Below are 13,613 nucleotides of genomic sequence, written 5' to 3'. Positions count from 1 at the left end.
ACAACGGCCGTGGAGGCAACGGCAGGCGGGGCGCACCGAGTTGGGCGGCCCTTCCCGTGGACGCGGGCGCCTCCCCCGTGGACGCGGTGGTCAACGGCGGGCGGCGGTGGCGGCGATGGCGGGGAGGATCGCCAGTGCCAGCACACCACCGGTGAGCGCGAGGACCGGGTAGCCGGCCGTGGAGACGACGAGACCCGAGGCCAGTCCGCCGGTCGCGCCCGCGATGGCGATCGACACGTCCACCATGCCCTGCGTCCTCGCGCGGGTGGCCAGCGGGACGGCATCGGTGATCATGGCCGTGCCGGAGACCAGGCCCAGGTTCCAGCCGAGACCGAGCAGGGCCAGCGCGAGGGCCAGCAGGGCGACCGAGTCGCCCGGCGCGGCGGCGGCCAGGAGGCCCGCGGCCAGCAGCGTGAGCCCGGAGGCGGCGGCGACCCTCATCCGTCCGTAGCGGTCGACGAGCCAGCCGGTCAGGGGAGAGGGCAGATACATGGCCCCGACATGGAGGGCGATGACGAGCCCGGAGGCGGCGGTGCCATGGCCGTGGTCGTGGATGTGGACGGGCGTCATCGTCATGATCGCGACCATGACCACCTGGGTGAGGATCATGGTCAGGGCACCCGGCATCAGACCGGGTCCGCTCGGGGCGTCGACGGCCGTCGCCCCTCGGATCCCGGCCGCGCCGCTCGGGCCCGCGCCACCGGTGGGCTCCGCACCCGTGCGGTCCGCCGGCTCGGCGCCCGGGGCCGCCACCCCCTTCGTCGCCTCCTCCTCCAGACTGCGGGCCAGCAGCAGCGGGTCGGGGCGCAGCCAGAGGGCCAGGACGAGGGCGGCCAGCAGATAGCTCGCACCGGCGAGGAGGAACGGCCCGGCGAGGTGGGGCACCCCGATCGTCTCGGCGAACTCACCGGTCGGCGCGGCGAGGTTGGGGCCCACGACGCCACCCAGGGTGGTGGCGACCAGCACGCGGGAGACGGCACGTGCGCGGTGGTCCGGCGAGGCGAGGTCCGCCCCGGCATAGCGGGCCTGGAGGTTGGTGGCCGTACCGGCGCCGTAGACGAAGAGGGCGACGAACAGCAGGGCGACGCTGTCCGCGACCGCCGCCGCGATGACCCCGGCGCTGCCGACGGCTCCGGCGAGGTACCCGGCGGCGAGTCCCGGACGGCGCCCCCGTGCCTGGGAGAGGCGCCCCACCCCGACGGCCGCCAGCGCGGAACCGGCGGTGAACAGAGCACTGGGCAGCCCCGCGAGGTCCGCCGAGCCGAGCATGTCCTGGGCGAGCAGCGCGCCGACGGTGATGCCCGCGGCGAGCCCGGCACCGCTGAGCACCTGCGAGGCGACCAGCACGGTCAGGACGCGCCGCTGGGCCGCGGCCCGCGGGGATATGCCGGCGCCGGTGTCCGGGGCGGTGCTCGTCACGGGGGTGTCCTCCAGGGGACCGGCCGGGCGGGCCGGGTACGACGGTCGGGGGCGCGCTGCGAGGGAAGGGGCCGGGGACGGACGCGAGCCGTCACCCCACCCCTCCGGCATCGACAGGCAGCTCCGCCAGCCGCCACTCGAGCATCCCGTCGCTGAGCCGGATCGCCCGCCGTCCGCGCCGGGTCAGCAGCCGTACGGCGTCGTGGGCGAGGACGCAGTACTCGCCGCGGCAGTACACGACGATCTCGGTGTCCTCGGGCAACTCCTCGACCCGGTCGGCGAGTTCGCCCACCGGGATGCTCAGGGCACCAGGAATGTGTCCGGCGAGGTACTCCTCCCGCGGCCGCACGTCGAGCACCACCACATCGCCGGCCGCGACGCGGGCACGCAGTTCCTCGCGGCCGATCTCCGGCGCCCCGTCGTCCCCCAGATAGGCGGCACGCGCAGCGGGCACGGCCGCCTGATGGCGTTCGGCGACCTTCCGCAGCAGGGCGAACAGCTGGGCGACGTCCTCGCCGGCCAGCCGGTAGTGGATGCGCACGCCCTCCCGGCGGGTCACCACGAACCCCGCCTGCTTGAGGACCTGCAGATGCGCGGAGGCGGTCGTCAGGTTCAGCCCGGCCGCCCTGGCCAGGGCGTCGACCGTGCGCTCGCCCTGGGCCAGCAGATCCAGCAGCTCAAGGCGCTTTCCGCTGGCCAGCGCCTTGCCGCTGGCCGCGAACGCCTCGTAGAGCCCCGTCCTCAAGCCGCTGCCCGCACTCTCCACCACACCATCCTCCATGAATCCATGGAACAGTGTAGATGAAGAGGCGGGCGACGGGCGTCAGGAGAGCGGGTCGAGGGTGAGATACGCCTGGACCGGGCTGCCGGCGTGGACCAGCGACTCATGGTGACCCACGTCGTCGAAGGCGAACCCGTACGCCTTTCCGTCCACCATCCGCTCGTGGATGATCCGTGCATAGTGGTTCGTCACCGCGTCCCGGTAGAAACCGCTCGACGAGGTGTCCGGCTGGCTGGGGTTGATCAGCAGCGTGGAGCGGTTGAAGCCCGCGCACAGGGTCCGCGAGATCGGCCCGCGCACCAGGTCGTTGGGGGCGTCCAGCAGCCGGTGGCAGCCGAAGACGCTGCCCGCGTCGGGCTTCTGGAAGCTCGTGACGACCGCGCCGGAGGAGTTGGTGAAGTTCATGACGCCGCCCGAGACCCGGCCGTAGTACTTGGTGTTCGGCTGGTCGGCGAACGGGGTGACCGTGAGCGTGGTCGTGGCGTACTTCTGCCAGACGCGGTTGATGTAGTCGTCCAGGACGTTCGCCGGGAGCGCCCCGGTCTCCAGGCCGTACGTGGGGGACAGGGCCCTCAGCACGGTGCCGTCGGAGCGGGTCTGGATCAGTCCGCCCCAGCCGCCCGGCTGCGCGCGCAGCGCGGCGAACACCCCGTTGTAACCGCCCGACTTGAGCCGTCCGGTGCTGGCCACGCTGCCGTCCGCGCGCTGGACGCCGACGGCGTAAGGCGCGGAGAACATGTCCACCTGGGTGCTGTTGAGCCACAGGCCGCTGTCGTTGAGGGTGAACTCGGACCAGTTGAACAGGATGTTGCGGTTCGGGTCGGACGGGTTCTGCACGGCCGGCTGCACCAGGCCGCCCGTGGCGAGCTTGAACACGAGCTTCTGGCCGTAGGAGAAGTAGATCCGGCCGCCGCCGAGTTTCGGGATCCGGATCGTCTTCGACTGACCCGCCGCGGGCCCCGGTATCGACGCGTCGGGCGCGGGGACCGGCGGATTGCCGCCGGCCGGCCATGCGTGGAACGTACCGCTCGCGTCGGCCCAGCCGAGCTGACCGGTCGTCAAGGAGGTGCCCAGAACGTACACGTGGACGGCGTCGCCCCGACCGGAGTTGTTGGTGAGCTTCAACGGGATGGTCGCGGGCACCGCCGCGTCCGCCGGTGACGGTCCGCCGACCGCCAAGAGGGTGCCGAGCAGGGCGGCCGCGGCCGCCGTGGCCAGCGAAGGCAGGCGGCGTCTCAGGGTTGCGAACATGCTGCGTCTCCATGCTGGGTGATCGGGTGGGGGGGTTGGTCCGGACCACTCTTGAGAGCGCTCTCAGCGTTGCGCGTCGAAGCGGGCATGTCAATGAACGGGGCGCCATCCCAACGGGGTTGTTCCCGCCGTGCGCGACTGCGGGTGGTGGTGGGCTGGTCGCGCAGTTCCCCGCGCCCCTGACTACGTACAGCTGCCCGGCGCCACGAAGGACCGCGCGCCCGCCCGCGACGACAAGCCCCCACGCACCGTGGGCCCGCCAGCCGCCGACGGCGAGAACGCACCACACACCGCGGCCCTGGACAGCCGTAGACGGCGAAGCCACCACGCGCCACGGGCGGTCAGCCGCCGACGGCGAGAGCCCACCACACACCGTGGGCCCGGAAGTCGCGGACGACGAGAAGCCCCCACGCACGGTGGGCGTCGGTCAGCCGCCGAGGGCGATGAGGCTCCGTACGCCATGGCCGGTCTGCCGCCGACGGCGAGAAGGCCACCACACACCGTGGGGCCGGAAGTCGCGGACGGTGAGAAGCCACCAAGCATGGTGGGCGTCGGTCAGCCGCCGGCGGCGATGAGGCTCCGTACGCCATGGGCGGTCAGGCGCCGACGGCGAGAAGCCCACCACACACCGTGGGGCCGGAAGCCGCGGACGGTGAGAAGCCACCAAGCATGGTGGGCGTCGGTCAGCCGCCGACGGCGATGAGGCTCCGTACGCCACGGGCCGGTCTGCCGCCGACGGCGAGAAGGCCACCACACACCGTGGGGCCGGAAGCCGCGGACGGTGAGAAGCCACCAAGCACGGTGGGCGTCGGTCGGCCGCCGACGGCGGGAAGGGGACGTGCCGGGGGGTGTCCGCCCGCAGCGGCCGGCGTCCGTCTCCAGTCACCCTAAGTCCCGACAGAACCGCCGGACCGAGGACGGACACCCCCCGGCGCGGCCCCGACCCACCCACCACCCGGCAGCGCTACGCCCGCCCCCACCGGACGCGAGCAGGCCGCCGCAGGCATCCCCCCACCCACCCGCACCGGCTACTCGAACCGACTCGTATCCCCGGCCCCCCGCCGCACGATCTCCGCCTCGCCGCCCGAGAAGTCGATGACGGTCGTCGGTTCGGTGCCGCACTCGCCCGAGTCGACGACGCCGTCCAGGACATGGTCGAGACGGTCCTTGATCTCCCAGCCCTGGGTCAGCGGTTCGTCCTCGTCGGGCAGCAACAGGGTGCTCGACAGCAGCGGTTCGCCAAGCTCGGCGAGCAGGGCCTGGGTGACCACGTGCTGGGGGATGCGCACACCGACGGTCTTCTTCTTGGGGTGCTGGAGCGCACGCGGCACCTCCTTCGTCGCCGGCAGGATGAACGTGTAACTGCCCGGCGTCGACGCCTTGACCGCCCGGAAGACGTCCTTGTCCACCTGGACGAGCTGGCCGAGCTGGGCGAAGTCCTGGCACACGAGGGTGAAGTGGTGCCGGTCGTCCAGCCTGCGGATGCTCCGGATGCGGTCGATGCCGTCACGGCTGCCGATGCGGCAGCCCAGCGCGTAGCAGGAGTCCGTCGGGTACGCGATCAGCGCACCGTCGCGGACGCTGTCGGCGATCTGGGAGATGGTGCGCGGCTGGGGGTTGTCGGGGTGCACGTCGTAGTACTTCGCCATTGCCCGAGCTTATGCCCGCCGCGGCCCACGACGGCGCATCCGGTGGACGCCCAACACCCGCGTCCACCGCACACGAAGCTCCCACCCCCACGCACCCCCACCCGTCCCCACCGAGCCGCACCCGTCGTCCCGCCCCTGACCATGGCGCCGGTCCCCCCGCGCCGTAGGGTGACCGAACCGGCCGGACAGGGAGGACGAGAGAACCAGCATGGACGACATCGACCGGGCCATCCTGCGCGAACTGCAGACCGACGGGCGCATCGCCTACGCCGAGCTCGGCCCCAGAGTCGGCCTGTCCGCGTCGGCCGCCCGGCAGCGGCTGCAGCGGCTGCTGGACTCCAAGGCGGTCCAGGTCGTCGGCGTGACCGACCCGATGGCGATGGGCAAGCAGGCCATGGCCCTGCTCGGCATCGGCGTGGACGGCGACCCGCGCGCGGTCGCCGACGCGCTGGCCGAACGCTCCGAGGTGGTCTACTCGGTGCTCACCTCCGGCGGCTTCGACCTGTTCGCCGAGGTGGTCGCCCCGAGCCCACGCGACCTGCTCGACTTCGTCAACGACGTGGTGCGCCCCCTGGAGGGCGTACGCGAGATCCGCTCCTTCCCGTACTTCGGCATCCACACCCACCGCTTCCTGTGGGACGTGGGCTGATCTTCCGCGCGGGCGGTGTGCACGGCGCCCGGCCGGGTACTCGTCCGGCGCCGAGAAGGTCCGCCACGCCCTGGGTGACGTGACCCCGGGCCGGGCGGTCCCCACCGAGAAGCGCGAAGTGGAGGTCCGCATGACGAGCGGTACGGAGACCGGCAACGTGACCGGTACTCGGGACAAGGACTACAACCTCATCTGGTACGTGGAGGCGTGCCTGAGCAACGCCCTGCGCCTGGAGACCTACATCCAGGACGCCGAACGCGACAAGGACACCGAGGTCGCCGACCTGTTCCGCAAGGCGCAGGCGGACAGCCGCAAGGGCGCCGAACTGGGCAAGGAACTCCTGCGCTCGCGCCTCGGCGGCGGCTGAGGTCACCGGCCGACGAGCCCGGCCCCGGGAAACCGGCACGGGGCCGGGCCGTCGCGTGCCCGCATCCGGGAAGCCGGCACTGGCCGGGCCGGGCCGTCCCCCGCCCGCATCCGGGACACCGGCACGGGACCGGAGCCGTCCCCCGCCCGAACGCGGGACACCGGCACCCGCTCCGCCGATATGATCATGCCCATGACGGCACCGGAACCGACCATCCTCGCCACCTCCGGCGGCCACCGCATGGGCCGGCGCACCCGGCTGGTGTTCGACTCCCTCGTCCACCACGCCGTCGAACTCTCCGGCGCCCACGGCCGACGCCCCCGGATCATGTACGTCGGCACCGCGATCGGCGACGCCGAGGCGATGGCCTTCCGCATGGCCGAGGCCGCGCGCTCGGCCGGTTTCGACCTGACCACGCTGCAACTGTTCCCCATGCCCAACCTGGAGGACATGGAGGGGGCGGTCCTGGACAGCGATGTCGTCTGGGTGATGGGCGGCTCCGTCGCCAACCTCCTCGCCGTGTGGCGCGTGCACGGCCTGGAGAAGATCATGCGCCGCGCCTGGGAGGCGGGCGTCGTGCTCAGCGGGGTGAGCGCGGGCTCCCTGTGCTGGTTCCAGGGCGGTACGACGGACTCGTACGGCCCCGAACTGCGCCCGGTGACCGACGCGCTGGGCCTGCTGCCGTACGGCAACGGCGTGCACTACGACTCCGACGAGGGCCGCCGCCCGCTGATCCACCGGCTCGTCGCCGACGGGACCTTCCCCGAGGCGCACTGCACGGATGACGGCGTCGGGCTGGTCTACCGGGGCACGCGGCTGGTGGAGGCCGTAACGGAGATCCCGGGAAAGGGCGCCTACCTCGTACGCCGTGAGGGCGCGCGGACAGTGGAGGAGCGCCTGGAACCACGCCTGCTCCCGCCCGTATAGCGCGCGCCTTACAACACCGCCCCCACAACACCGCGCCCCCCACAACATCGCCCCCACGACGGCGCCCCCCACAACATCGCCCCCACGACGGCGCCCCCCACGACATCGCCCCACCACGGCGCCCGCCACGACGGCCACCCCTGCCGCGCCCCCCACGACTGAGGGCCCCACCGCCGCACCCCCCCCACGACCGCGAACCCCCACCGCCGCACCCCCTACGGCAGCGGCTGCTCCGCCCAGATGACCTTGCCGCCGGGCACGTACCGTGTCCCCCAGCGCTCGGCGAGCTGGGCGACCAGGAACAGCCCACGCCCGCCCTCGTCCGTCATCGCCGCGTACCGCAGATGCGGAGCCGTGCTGCTGCTGTCGAAGACCTCGCAGATCAGCGTGCGGTCGAACAGCACCCGGACCCGGATCGGCTCGGCGCCGTAGCGGATCGCGTTGGTGACCAGCTCGCTGAGGACCAGCTCGGTGGTGAACACCAGCTCCTCGAGCCCCCACTCGGTCAGCCGCCCGGTGACGGCCGCCCGTACCCGCGACACCTTCGCCGGGTCCGAGGGGACCTCCCACTCCGCGACCCGGTCCGCCGCCAGCGCCCGCGTCCGCGCCACGATCAGCGCGATGTCGTCGCCCGGCCGGGCCGGCAGCCGGGTGTCCACCACCGCGCGGCAGGTCTCCTCAGGGGACGGCCCCGCCTGCTCCAGCGCCTCGCGCAGCAGGTCCAGACCGACGTCGATGTCCCGCCCGCGGTCCTCGACCAGCCCGTCGGTGTACAGCACCAGGCGGCTGCCCTCGGCGAGCTCCACGTCCGTCGTCTCGAACGGCAGACCGCCGAGCCCCAGCGGAGGACCGACCGGCACGTCCAGGAACTCCACGGTGCCGTCCGGCCGTACGACCGCGGGCGGCGGATGGCCGGCCCGCGCGATCGAGCAGCGCCGGGTGACCGGGTCGTAGATCGCGTACAGACAGGTGGCGCCCGTGACGGGGGCGCTGCCGCCCTCCGCCGCCTCGTCCTGGTCGATGCGCGCGACCATCTCGTCCAGCAGTGTCAGCAGTTCGTGCGGCGCGATGTCCAGCGCGGAGAAGTTGTGCACCGCGGTGCGCAGCCGGCCCATCGTCGCCGCCGCGTGCAGCCCGTGGCCCACCACATCGCCCACCACCAGCGCCACCCGGGTCCCGGACAGCGGCAGCACGTCGAACCAGTCACCGCCCACCCCAGCCTGCGCCGGCAGATAGCGGTAGGCGATCTCCAGGGCCGACTGCTCGGGCAGGCTGCGCGGCAGCAGACTGCGCTGCAGGGTCACGGCCATGGTGTGCTCACGGGTGTAGCGGCGGGCGTTGTCGATGGCGACCGCCGCCCTGGTCACCAGCTCCTCCGCCAGCGCCTGGTCCTCCTCGTCGAAGGGCTCGGGCTGCTCGGAGCGCCAGAGGGTGACCAGGCCCAGGATCAGGGAGCCGGCCCGCAGCGGCACGGTGATCAGCGAGTGGATGCCGTACTCCACCACCTGCCCGGTCCGCTCGGCGTCCTGCTCCCGCCAGCCGTACGCGTCGTCCAGGCTGGGCTCCAGCACCGACTCACCGGTGGCCAGGGCGCGGGCCTGCGGGGAGGTCGGGACGAAGCGGATGCGCTCGCCGACCGGATACAGCGGCGCGTCCTGGCGGATGCCGCTGAACGCCGCGCGGCGCAGCTCGGTGCCGGTGTCCGGCTGCTCACCGCCGAGCACCGCGTCGAACAGGTCGACGGTGACGAAGTCCGCGAACCGCGGCACCGTCAGCTCGGCCAGCTCCTTCGCCGTCCGTGACACATCGAGGCTGCCGCCGATGCGCACCCCGGCGGCGTAGAGCAGGTCCAGCCGTTCGCGGGCCAGCTCGGCCCGTCCGGACACCGCCCGCAGCTCGGTGGAGTCGCGCAGCGTGGCCACGCTGCCGGCCGGGCCGCCCGCGAGGTCGGTGGGCCGCTGGTTGACCGCCAGCAGCCGGTCGCCGACCAGATGCACCTCGTCCGTGGCGACGCGGGCCGACGCGAGCAGTTCGGCGGTGTCCGGGTCCAGGCCGAGGTCGCGCACCTGCCGTCCCTCGGCGTCGGCGGGCAGGTCCAGCAGGCGGTGCGCCTCGTCGTTGGCGAGCAGCAGCTCGCCCTCGCCGCCGACGATGATCACGCCCTCGCGCACCGAGTGCAGCACCGCGTCGTGGTGCTCGTACATCCGGGTCATCTCGTCCGGGCCCAGACCGTGCGTCTGGCGCATCAGCCGTCTGCTCACCAGTGCCGTCCCGGCCAGTGCCAGGGCCAGCGCGGCGGCCGCAGCGCCCAGCACCAGCGGCAGCTGCTCGTTGGCCGTACCGCCCACCCGTTCCGTGGTGATGCCCGCGGACACCAGCCCCACGACCCTGCCCCGGTCGTCCTTGACCGGCACCACCGCCTGGACCAGGCGCCCGATGGTGCCGTCGATCTCCTCGACCACCTGGTCACCGGCCTGCGCGGGCGCGATGTTCCCGACGAACTTCTTGCCGATGCGGTCGGGTCTGGGGTGCGTGTAGCGGATGCCGTCGGGGTCGGTGACGACGAGGAAGTCGACCTCGGAGGCGATCCGCGCGGCCTCGGCCCGCGGCTGGAGCACCGCCGACGGATCCGGCGCGGACAGTGCCTCCCGGGTGCCGGGCGCGTTGGCGAACGTCTCGGCGACCGCCAGGGACCGGTTGCGGGCTTCCGTGGTGGTGTCCAGGCGGCCCTGCAGCACCAGCGCGGCCACCGCGGCGACCACCAGCAGCAGCACGATGACCACCTGGAAGACGAACACCTGTCCGGCCAGGCTGCGTCCGCCGAGCACCGCCCGCAGGCCGCCCGGCCGGCCGGGCCGCGAGCGCCGGGCCGGGGACGGGCGCACGCGCGAGCGGTCCGCCACGTGCCGCGCTCCGCGCTCACGCATCGGACGGGCACTGCCGGACGCGCGCGCCGGACGCGCGCTCCCGAGACGACGGGCAGGCCGACTCCCGGACCGCCCCACAAGCCGGACCATGAGCCATGTCTACACTCCCGAGCCTCCCGAGGCGAGGGCTGTCACAGATCGTTTACGCCTGTCGGGGCCGCCGCGGCGATGGTTCGGCCGCCGCTGCCGTACGCCTCCTGTCATCCGCGCCCTTCTTCCCCGCCCCGGCGCGTGGCGAGCAGCAGGGCGATGTCGTCGGGCCGGTCGGCCGTGTGGCGCATGGTGGCGGTCAGCCGGTCCGCCACGGCCGCCAGGAAACGCCCGCCGTGCCGGCCGGGCGGCAGGCCCACGCGGGACAGCGCCACGCGCAGGGCGCCGATGCCCGCGTCGATGTCGTCGCCCTGCCGCTCCACCAGCCCGTCCGTGTACAGCGCGAGGATCGCGCCCGGCTCCAGCCGCAGTTCCTCCACCGGGTAACGGGCGTGGGTGACCACGCCGAGCACGACCCCCACCGGGGTGTCCACCACATGGGTCCGTCCGTCCGGGTGGCGCAGCAGCGGCGGCGGATGCCCGGCCCGCGCGATGCGCGTCAGACCGGTCGAGGGGTCGAGCCAGACGTAGCAGCAGCTGGCGAACTGGCCGGGGTCCAGGTCGATGAGCAGCCGGTTGGTGCCGCTGAGCACCTCCTCGGGCGGCCGGTCGTCCAGCGCGAACGCCCGTACCGCGCTGCGCAGCTGTCCCATCGTGGCCGCCGCCTGCACCCCGTGCCCCTGCACATCGCCGATCACCAGCGCCACTCCGTCACCGGTCTCCACCACGTCGTACCAGTCGCCGCCGACGTCCATGCCCTCGGTCCCCGGCAGATACCGGCCCGCCGTCTCCAGCCGCGGATGCGCCGACAGCCGGCGGGGGAGCAGCGCCCGTTGCAGACCGCGGGCGAGGGCCGCCTCCGTGTCGTAGCGCTGCGCCTTCTCCATGGCGTGCGCGATCAGCCCCGCCAGGGCGGTGAGCACGGTGCGCTCCTCCTGGGTGAAGCGGCGGGAACGGTCGAAGCCGAGGATGCAGGAGCCGACCGGGCGGCCGGAGGCGATCAGCGGCAGGAAGGCGCGGGCGCCCTCCGAGGCGTCCAGGGCGATGCCCGGGTAGGCCGCCGCGAGCTGCTGCATCGAGTCGAAGAACAGCGGCTGACCCGTGGTCAGCGTCTCCACGCCGGGCAGCCGGGTGTCCAGGCTCACCCCCTCGAACGGCGCCAGGAAGCCCTCCGGGAAGCCGGTCTCCCACGCCAGGTACAGATGACGGTCCTGGAGCAGGTAGATGGCCAGGCGGCGGCCGCCGAAGGCGGGGAGGAGCTCCTGCATCACCACGGCGGAGACCTGGCGGGCGGTGACGGCCTCGGTGAGGGCGATGGCGAGGGTGATGGGGCGGTAGAGGGAGGAGGAGGGGAGGTGGAGGCCCTCTCCGGACGGAGGTGCGGGGGCGGTTGCCGGGACAGGGGCGGCCGTGGAGGGGGGTGCGGAGTCCGAGAGGGGCAGGGGGCCGTGGGCGAGCGGTGGCGGCGTGTGGGGCGGGGGCGGGCCCGGGGCGTGGGTGGTGGGGGCGGTCGGGGTCGGGGCGTCGGCCATGCGGTTGACCGGGGCGACCGTGCAGGTCAGGACGTCGGGGCCGGGGCGCACGGAGAACGCCAGCCAGTCGCCCTCGTACGGGTGCGGGCCGGGGTCGGGCGGGCGCCGCACATGGAAGTGCACGGCCTCCGGGGCGAGCAGCGCCGCCCGCAGATGGTCCTCGCACACCGGCTGCTGCAGCCACGGCACGGCCTCCCACAGCGGCCGGCCCACGAACCGTTCGCGGGCCACGCCCAGCAGCTGCGCGGCACGCGGATTGGCGTAGACGGTCAGGCCCAGCCGGTCCAGGCAGAACACCCCCTGCGGCAGCAGCTCCGCCGCCGTGTCGGCGACCGGGTCCGCCTCCAGCACCACCCCGGCCACGAGCCGGGCCCCGGCGGCCGGCCGCAGGTCCACCAGCCGCAGCGCGCCGTGCGCGACCCGCACCGGCAGCGGACGGGCGGGCACCCGGCCGTGCGCCGTCTGCCGCAGCAGCGCCAGCAGCCGCAGCGCGTCACCGCGGTCCATGGTGCGGGCGAGGGTCCCCGCGGGGCCGGGCAGGTCCTCCGGCGCCAGCTCCAGCAGGGACCGCGCGCCGTCGTCGGCGGTGACCACGTCGGCCGCCGGGTCCCAGGTGAACCGGCCCACCCGGGCCGTGGCGAGCCGCGCGGACGGGGGCCGCAGGCACACCGGGTCCTCGGTCCACAGGGCCGCCGCGCCGGACCGCTCCAGCCCGATGATCCGTGCCGCCAGCCCCGCCGCGAGGGCGGCCAGCCGGTCGCGCTCGGGCAGCAGCTCGGTGATGTCGGCACCGGCCGGCCGCAGCACCGTCAGCACACCGAGGGGAGCGGGACCCGCGGCGAACGGCACGGTGATCGAGCCGAGCGGGAAGGGCAGCGCGGCGGCGAACTGGGGGTAGCGGCGCATCGTCTCCGTGGCGTTCGCCAGGATCACCTGCACGCCCGAGCGGAAGGCGTCCGCGACCGGGAACCGGCGCTCCACATGCACCCGCCACCACGGCCGGAACAACGGGCCGGGCAGCCCGGCGAGCACCCCGAGCCGCAGCACTCCGGGGGCCTCCGAGGGCAGGTACAGGCCCGCGACGGTCCCGCGGACCGCGCTGATCGCCTCGGTCGCGGCCTCGGTGAGCAGCGCGGACAGCCGGTCGGCCGTCCCGCTCCCGCTCTCCGCGCTCCCAGTCATCGGCCCTTACCTCGTCGGTGTCCCGCCGCCCAGGGGACACAGCCAGAATGCGCCCGGCCGGGGTGCGGGCGCACCTGGGCGGGCGCCGACGGGGCGGGGCGAGCCGAGGCCGGGGAGAGGCGGGGCCGGCGTCGAGGGCGCCCGCCCGGCGAGGTGCCCGGTCGCTCGTACGCCGCTCAGGGCCGCAGACGGGCCAGCAGGCCGGCGAAGTAGCCGCGGTGGACGGCGACGAGGTCGATCCGTTCGGGGTCGAGCAGCCACAGCAGATGCGCGCCCTCCAGGAAGGCGGCCGTCTCGGCGGCCAGCAGTTCGGGGTCGTGGCCGGGGCGCGCGGACCCGTCGGCGACCGCGCGCCGGAACAGGGCCGTGAGATGGCCCCGCAGGGCCCGGCCCCGGTCGCGGAACCAGGTGTGCAGCAGGGTGCCGGGTTGCAGGTTCTCCGCCGTCAGGGTGGTGTGCAGCGCGGCCAGTTCCCGCTCGGCGGCCGCGGTGTGCTCGGCGTCCCGTACGAACCACTCCACGGCCTGCTCCAGCGTGGGCTCCGCGTCCGGGGAGGCCGACAGCCGCTCCAGCGCGCGCCGGTCGGCCTCCTGGAGCACCGCCCGCACGAGCCCGTCCTTGCTGCCGAAGTGGTGGATCAGCGCCGAGGGCGTCACCCCCGCCCGCTCGGCGACCGCGGCGACCCCGGTGCCGCGCACCCCTTGCCGGGCGAACAGCTCGATCGCGGCGTCCACCATCGCACGGCGCCGCTCCACGCCCCGCTTCTGCACCTGTCCCTTGACCCCGGCCATGCCGCTCAGGGTGCCCGGCGGCGGCCGTCGGCGTCCAGTTCGTGCCGG

Annotated in this window: 10 protein-coding genes; 3 read left to right on the top strand and 7 right to left on the bottom strand. The window is 74.1% G+C overall.

The window, feature by feature from the left end:
* Positions 1–90: 90 nt before the first annotated feature.
* The 4 genes from ACSU6M_RS02585 to ACSU6M_RS02570 all read right to left on the bottom strand — a co-directional run bounded on the left by ACSU6M_RS02585 (position 91) and on the right by ACSU6M_RS02570 (position 5,100).
* Complete coding sequence (locus tag ACSU6M_RS02585) at positions 91–1,419, bottom strand: MFS transporter (RefSeq protein WP_437066636.1); 1,329 nt, start codon at positions 1,417–1,419, stop codon at positions 91–93.
* Positions 1,420–1,510: 91 nt separating this feature from the next.
* The gene (locus ACSU6M_RS02580; protein ID WP_437066635.1) at positions 1,511–2,200 is read right to left on the bottom strand and encodes an ArsR/SmtB family transcription factor; all 690 of its coding nucleotides are present in this window, start codon (positions 2,198–2,200) and stop codon (positions 1,511–1,513) included.
* A 42-nt stretch (positions 2,201–2,242) separates the two neighbouring features.
* The gene (locus tag ACSU6M_RS02575; RefSeq protein WP_437066633.1) at positions 2,243–3,451 is read right to left on the bottom strand and encodes a glycoside hydrolase family 64 protein; all 1,209 of its coding nucleotides are present in this window, start codon (positions 3,449–3,451) and stop codon (positions 2,243–2,245) included.
* A gap of 1,028 nt (positions 3,452–4,479) precedes the next feature.
* Positions 4,480–5,100 carry an L-threonylcarbamoyladenylate synthase gene (locus tag ACSU6M_RS02570; RefSeq protein ID WP_437066632.1) on the bottom strand — a complete coding sequence of 207 codons (621 nt, stop codon included), beginning with the start codon at positions 5,098–5,100 and terminating at the stop codon, positions 4,480–4,482.
* 208 nt (positions 5,101–5,308) lie between these two features.
* On the opposite strand from ACSU6M_RS02570, the gene ACSU6M_RS02565 reads away from it, so the two are divergent.
* From ACSU6M_RS02565 to ACSU6M_RS02555, 3 genes are all read left to right on the top strand, one after another.
* On the top strand, positions 5,309–5,749 hold the full coding sequence (locus ACSU6M_RS02565; protein WP_437066631.1) for an Lrp/AsnC family transcriptional regulator: 441 nt from the start codon (positions 5,309–5,311) through the stop codon (positions 5,747–5,749).
* Between the two features lie 130 nt (positions 5,750–5,879).
* Positions 5,880–6,116, top strand: a complete 237-nt coding sequence (locus ACSU6M_RS02560) for a hypothetical protein (protein ID WP_437066630.1) — start codon at positions 5,880–5,882, stop codon at positions 6,114–6,116.
* Between the two features lie 192 nt (positions 6,117–6,308).
* Positions 6,309–7,043, top strand: coding sequence for a Type 1 glutamine amidotransferase-like domain-containing protein (locus ACSU6M_RS02555; RefSeq protein WP_437066628.1), 735 nt, complete (start codon positions 6,309–6,311; stop codon positions 7,041–7,043).
* Between the two features lie 215 nt (positions 7,044–7,258).
* Here ACSU6M_RS02555 and ACSU6M_RS02550 read toward each other — a convergent pair whose 3' ends face one another.
* The 3 genes from ACSU6M_RS02550 to ACSU6M_RS02540 form a co-directional block, all read right to left on the bottom strand.
* Complete coding sequence (locus ACSU6M_RS02550; RefSeq protein WP_437066626.1) at positions 7,259–10,060, bottom strand: SpoIIE family protein phosphatase; 2,802 nt, start codon at positions 10,058–10,060, stop codon at positions 7,259–7,261.
* Positions 10,061–10,170: 110 nt separating this feature from the next.
* The gene (locus tag ACSU6M_RS02545; RefSeq protein ID WP_437066624.1) at positions 10,171–12,774 is read right to left on the bottom strand and encodes a SpoIIE family protein phosphatase; all 2,604 of its coding nucleotides are present in this window, start codon (positions 12,772–12,774) and stop codon (positions 10,171–10,173) included.
* A 176-nt stretch (positions 12,775–12,950) separates the two neighbouring features.
* Positions 12,951–13,565 carry a TetR/AcrR family transcriptional regulator gene (locus tag ACSU6M_RS02540; protein WP_437066622.1) on the bottom strand — a complete coding sequence of 205 codons (615 nt, stop codon included), beginning with the start codon at positions 13,563–13,565 and terminating at the stop codon, positions 12,951–12,953.
* Between the last annotated feature and the right edge of the window lie 48 nt (positions 13,566–13,613).

The sequence above is a fragment of the Streptomyces sp. enrichment culture genome, assembly GCF_964272895.1.
GTDB lineage: Bacteria > Actinomycetota > Actinomycetes > Streptomycetales > Streptomycetaceae > Streptomyces.
The sequence above is the reverse complement of the archived record's forward strand: the minus strand, read 5'-3'. Positions and strand labels throughout refer to the sequence as shown.

What these genes read in the sequence shown, in the direction of transcription:
- ACSU6M_RS02565 (WP_437066631.1), top strand. Translation starts at nt 5,309, where the DNA reads ATGGACGACATCGACCGGGCCATCCTGCGCGAACTGCAGACCGACGGG.
- ACSU6M_RS02555 (WP_437066628.1), top strand. Translation starts at nt 6,309, where the DNA reads ATGACGGCACCGGAACCGACCATCCTCGCCACCTCCGGCGGCCACCGC.
- ACSU6M_RS02575 (WP_437066633.1), bottom strand. Translation starts at nt 3,451, where the DNA reads ATGTTCGCAACCCTGAGACGCCGCCTGCCTTCGCTGGCCACGGCGGCC.
- ACSU6M_RS02545 (WP_437066624.1), bottom strand. Translation starts at nt 12,774, where the DNA reads ATGACTGGGAGCGCGGAGAGCGGGAGCGGGACGGCCGACCGGCTGTCC.
- ACSU6M_RS02570 (WP_437066632.1), bottom strand. Translation starts at nt 5,100, where the DNA reads ATGGCGAAGTACTACGACGTGCACCCCGACAACCCCCAGCCGCGCACC.
- ACSU6M_RS02550 (WP_437066626.1), bottom strand. Translation starts at nt 10,060, where the DNA reads ATGGTCCGGCTTGTGGGGCGGTCCGGGAGTCGGCCTGCCCGTCGTCTC.
- ACSU6M_RS02560 (WP_437066630.1), top strand. Translation starts at nt 5,880, where the DNA reads ATGACGAGCGGTACGGAGACCGGCAACGTGACCGGTACTCGGGACAAG.
- ACSU6M_RS02540 (WP_437066622.1), bottom strand. Translation starts at nt 13,565, where the DNA reads ATGGCCGGGGTCAAGGGACAGGTGCAGAAGCGGGGCGTGGAGCGGCGC.
- ACSU6M_RS02580 (WP_437066635.1), bottom strand. Translation starts at nt 2,200, where the DNA reads ATGGAGGATGGTGTGGTGGAGAGTGCGGGCAGCGGCTTGAGGACGGGG.